The following is a 3,956-nucleotide window of genomic DNA, read 5'->3' on the forward strand; positions in this document are numbered from 1 at the left end:
ATGAGCTATACCCCGCCCGCCGGCAACGCCATTGTTTGCGATTTTCAGGGCAGCTACATCCCGCCGGCTGGCAACGCCGTCGTGCTGGAATTCGGCGCCGGAGGCGGGCAAACCGGGCTGGCAGGATTGGCAACAGCCTCTGCCGTGGCCCAAGCCAGCCTCTCCGTCCGCCGCTCGCTGGCCGCCGTGGCGACCGGCGTCAGCCTGCTCGCCGGCACCCTGGTGACCCCGATTCCGCTACCGTTGGTTTGCACCACGGCATCCCGTAGCCGGCTTTCGGTCAGCTTGCCGGTCCGACGACCGATGACCGGCGTTTCTGTCGGCAGAAGTACTGCGTCAGCAAAACTGTATTAGTCGATCTGCGGGCCTTCCGGCCATTGATGCAAAAACGCCAACGCCGCTTGACGGGCCGCCTCGATCCGCTTGGGCTTGCCGCCCCAGGTCGCCACCAGCTCGGCGGCCGTGACGGGGCCGCATTTGGCCGGTCCGAAATCGATTCTGTCCTCAGGCGCCAGGTCTCGGGTGCCGCGGCTTGAAACGAACCTGACAACCAGCCCACGCCTCCCTGCCTTGGTCAAATAAAACTCCCCGATATCGGCATCGGCGAGCACAAGAAAGTTAATTTCCAACATCCACATTCTCCCACGTCATTTTTTTCTGTTGTCGCGGCAGGTTTTGCCGTGGATCGCGTCAGTTTCTGACGCGGACTTCCGGCTATCCGCTCGCAACCCCGCATTACGCCGGCTGGCACGCGGGTTGCTTTATGAGATGTACGCGGATGTCCGCGGATACAGCTCACTGGGAGGAAGTTTATGTCATCCAAAAAAACTCAAAAGGGTTTTACTTTGATCGAATTGATGATCGTGGTGGCGATCATCGGTATTCTGGCGGCGATTGCCGTGCCCGCCTACCAAGAGTACACGTTAAAGGCCAAATACTCGGAAGTCGTAAATTCAACCGCCGGGCTCAAGGCCGGCATTGAGGTCTGCGTACAGCAGGGGGATTGCCTCGATGCGGCCACCAACACGGTCATCAACGTCGCATTCGGCTATAACGGCTTGATTCCGGTTGCCCCGACCGCATCAACCTATCTCGCAGGTGTGGCGGTAGCGGCTAATGGGATGATTACCGCTACGGCAACTGCGGCCGGTGGTCTTAATGCTCAAACCTATATTCTAACCCCTACTCTAGGGGCAGACGGAAAGTTGGTTTGGACGGTTGGCGGCACCTGCAGAACCGGTACACCAAAACTCTGCTAGCCTCCATTTAACACGGATCACAAAAGCCCCTCTGAGGAGGGGCTTTTACTTTGGCCAACGTATTTCAATGCTGTCGCCCATACGTATCCGCTTATTGGCGATCGGTACCGCTAAAATCGATGCTGTGGGATAAACGAATAGCGCATCTGCGAATTCGCTCAATCCTATTCCGTAATACCACCGACCAACTGGATCAACATATGAATGATGAACATCCCAGGCGGCAAACAAATCTGGGATCAGCGTCGAAACGAAGGTCCCGGCATACATCAGTCCAGCATGAATGAATTGGTGCCGCCAACCGGCAACCAAAATGGCTAGAACCGGGTACACCGGCAGAACATGATAGTCCGTATCCTGGTAGAAACTGCCAATCGCCCCCAGTGCCGAGCCAACGGCAATAACCCCAATGTCGCACCGCCAGAAGGTATCCCGATAATAGGCGGCGTGAAGAATGCCTCCCATGCTGATCAGGAACGGAATCGTAACGGCGACCAAAGCATGCAAGGGCGGATGGAGAACGTAATAATCGATAGCAGCTTTAAATTCTATCGGCAGCATAATTCCGCCTTACACTTCCGGCTCCTGCCGCTCCACCTCTCCGAGCGCGCCGCCGATGGCGATAAAGCGGGTTTTGTCGGCCGGCTTCAGGCGGCGGTATTTTTCGAGCAAAATCCGCTCGTCGGGCTCCAGCACATAACCTCCGGATTTCTCGCGGATCTTGGGGCCGTCGCGCAGGTTCAGCAGCTCGTGGCGCTCGAACAGGCCGTCCGGCCTGACCATTTCGTAGGCACCGACGCCGCCGGAATATAACCTGATCATCGTCGCTGCCGGAACTGTCACCTCGCGGACCTGGAGGATGCCGGCCCGGCGCAGCGCGTCCAGCGTCTGCTGGCCGATTGGACCCGCGATCAGCTCGACACGGTCGTAGTCGATTAGCTCGTCCTTCAGTTCGTACTGGTCCGGCCGATGCAGTGCCAACCCCGACCACTCGCCGCTGCTGATCCAGTACACCGTCCAGCTGAGCGGCGCTTCCGACAGAAAGGATTCAGCCAGGCTTGCGACTTCGCCGTCCGATTGGGCGCAGTAGACGATATACGGCGCGCCGGCTCCTGTCAGTAGCCAGTTCAGGCACACGTTCTCCGCCTTGGCGATTGCAATCAGGTATTCGGGGCCTGGAATCTCGCCGAAATTGAAGAGCCGCGTGACCATCCGTCCGGACAATCCAATCCGTTTCCCCCATGGATGTTTATCACGTCCCGCTAATAGTAATTCAGTTCGTGATAATAAATTCTTATGATCGAATATGCCCATTCTGTGTTGACGATAGGCATATTTGCCTATAATCTGTACCTCAAGATCATTTTTGATAATTTTTGCCATTTTTGCACGAAAAGGAGGGTTTATCCATGTCGGCAATCGCGGATAAGGATCGGCGCAGCAAGGATCGTCAGGAATTGCTGTCGTTTCGGGTATCCAAGGCGATTCACAGCAAGATCAAGGAGCTGGCAGAAAGGGAGTGCCGCCCCATGTCGTATCAATGCGAGAAATTCATTCTCGAGGCGCTCGAGCATCGGGGGGAACGGATAAAGGAGGGTGCCTGATCGGACCTGATCGGTCCTGAACGACTGAAAGATAGAAGTGGCCCATCCGGGACTGTCATCCCGGACAGGCCAATGAGACGACTGGCTTTCTGCATTTGCCTTTTCTGTGTCTCGGCTTGGAGCGTAGCACGCTCCAGGCCGCAAGGATAAGCCGTCGTCTCCAAATTCGAAATGAGAAAACCAGGAGACGAATCTCATGTTGACGCCTTTAGAACTTGCCATTCACCAGACCGGTGCCGACCACAAGGGCGGCATCAAGGATCTCTCTCAAAAGATGGCGGTCTCGTATTCGACGCTGGCCAACAAGCTGAATCCGGCATGCGAGGGGCACCGCCTCAGTATTCACGAAGCGCTTTCGCTGATGCTGATCACTCGGAACTTCAGCATCCTCCACGTGATTGCCGACGAGTGCGGCTTTGTGCTGACCCCGAAGGGCGAACCCAACAATTCCGGCGATCAGGCGCTATTGGAGGCCTACGGAAAGGTGCATGCGGAGAATGGCGACATCGCCAAGGCGCTTTTGGCCGCCCTGGAAGACGGCCGGTTCACGCCTAAGGAAATCAACAACATTACCCGTGAAGTGCACGAAAACGTCGAAGCGTTGCAGGCGTTTCTTCGGCGCGTGCGCGGACTCTGCCCGACCTCGGCCGAGTAGCCGCCGTGACCGTCGTCCAAATAGTTTCGCCGAACACCCACTGGCTTCCGGCTTACCGCCGCCGCGAGTGGCTGGAGCCGGGCGCCAACATCCAGGTCGGGCGGTATTCCGCCGCCTACCACGTTAACCGGGTGGGCGACGATTACGAGTGCGGGATTTCGGCGCGCTCGCCATCGACCCTGAGCTCTCACCATCTGCGATTCATGGCCGCGGTCTACCCCTACGACGTGGAGCTGTATCTGCGGGTGCCGAATCTTCTGCTGATCGTCCGCGCGGTGGAGATCCGGTCTGATCGGCCCGAGCGGGCCCTGCTCGAAATCGTCGACATCGGCGCGCACTCGACCGCGCGGCCAGTGCGCAAGGCCTAATTACAACAGGAGGCTATATGGAAACTCGAAAATCCGAAAAAGCCGTGAATCTGTCCGTCGACGCGATCAT

8 protein-coding genes are annotated in these 3,956 nt (G+C 57.5%); 5 read left to right on the top strand and 3 right to left on the bottom strand.

The window, feature by feature from the left end:
* On the top strand, positions 1-354 hold a 354-nt coding region (locus ABJK70_RS21340; RefSeq protein ID WP_347259058.1), incomplete at its 5' end, for a hypothetical protein.
* Here the strand turns inward: ABJK70_RS21340 and ABJK70_RS21345 are convergent.
* Positions 351-632, bottom strand: a complete 282-nt coding sequence (locus tag ABJK70_RS21345; RefSeq protein WP_347259059.1) for a hypothetical protein — start codon at positions 630-632, stop codon at positions 351-353. The genes ABJK70_RS21340 and ABJK70_RS21345 overlap by 4 nt on opposite strands.
* Before the next feature lie 180 nt (positions 633-812).
* Here ABJK70_RS21345 and ABJK70_RS21350 point away from each other — a divergent pair, with 180 nt between their 5' ends.
* Entirely contained in the window at positions 813-1,259 is a 447-nt protein-coding gene (locus ABJK70_RS21350; RefSeq protein ID WP_347259060.1) for a prepilin-type N-terminal cleavage/methylation domain-containing protein, read from the top strand.
* Positions 1,260-1,304: 45 nt separating this feature from the next.
* On the opposite strand, the gene ABJK70_RS21355 is transcribed toward ABJK70_RS21350, so the two are convergent.
* The gene (locus ABJK70_RS21355) at positions 1,305-1,820 is read right to left on the bottom strand and encodes a hypothetical protein (protein ID WP_347259061.1); all 516 of its coding nucleotides are present in this window, start codon (positions 1,818-1,820) and stop codon (positions 1,305-1,307) included.
* A 9-nt stretch (positions 1,821-1,829) separates the two neighbouring features.
* A complete protein-coding gene (locus ABJK70_RS21360; RefSeq protein ID WP_347259062.1) occupies positions 1,830-2,642 on the bottom strand; it encodes a hypothetical protein in 813 nt (270 codons plus the stop codon).
* A 26-nt stretch (positions 2,643-2,668) separates the two neighbouring features.
* Between ABJK70_RS21360 and ABJK70_RS21365 the strand changes: the two genes are divergently transcribed.
* From ABJK70_RS21365 to ABJK70_RS21375, 3 genes are all read left to right on the top strand, one after another.
* On the top strand, positions 2,669-2,863 hold the full coding sequence (locus ABJK70_RS21365; protein ID WP_347259063.1) for a hypothetical protein: 195 nt from the start codon (positions 2,669-2,671) through the stop codon (positions 2,861-2,863).
* Between the two features lie 196 nt (positions 2,864-3,059).
* Positions 3,060-3,518 (top strand): phage regulatory CII family protein, encoded by a 459-nt coding sequence (locus ABJK70_RS21370; RefSeq protein WP_347259064.1) that lies wholly within the window; start codon positions 3,060-3,062, stop codon positions 3,516-3,518.
* Between the two features lie 5 nt (positions 3,519-3,523).
* Positions 3,524-3,886, top strand: a complete 363-nt coding sequence (locus tag ABJK70_RS21375; protein ID WP_347259065.1) for a hypothetical protein — start codon at positions 3,524-3,526, stop codon at positions 3,884-3,886.
* The last annotated feature ends 70 nt before the right edge of the window (positions 3,887-3,956 follow it).

This window comes from Methylocaldum sp., from assembly GCF_039794385.1.
Lineage (GTDB): Bacteria > Pseudomonadota > Gammaproteobacteria > Methylococcales > Methylococcaceae > Methylocaldum.

What these genes read in the sequence shown, in the direction of transcription:
- ABJK70_RS21345 (WP_347259059.1), bottom strand. Translation starts at nt 632, where the DNA reads ATGTTGGAAATTAACTTTCTTGTGCTCGCCGATGCCGATATCGGGGAG.
- ABJK70_RS21355 (WP_347259061.1), bottom strand. Translation starts at nt 1,820, where the DNA reads ATGCTGCCGATAGAATTTAAAGCTGCTATCGATTATTACGTTCTCCAT.
- ABJK70_RS21365 (WP_347259063.1), top strand. Translation starts at nt 2,669, where the DNA reads ATGTCGGCAATCGCGGATAAGGATCGGCGCAGCAAGGATCGTCAGGAA.
- ABJK70_RS21350 (WP_347259060.1), top strand. Translation starts at nt 813, where the DNA reads ATGTCATCCAAAAAAACTCAAAAGGGTTTTACTTTGATCGAATTGATG.
- ABJK70_RS21360 (WP_347259062.1), bottom strand. Translation starts at nt 2,642, where the DNA reads ATGGCAAAAATTATCAAAAATGATCTTGAGGTACAGATTATAGGCAAA.
- ABJK70_RS21370 (WP_347259064.1), top strand. Translation starts at nt 3,060, where the DNA reads ATGTTGACGCCTTTAGAACTTGCCATTCACCAGACCGGTGCCGACCAC.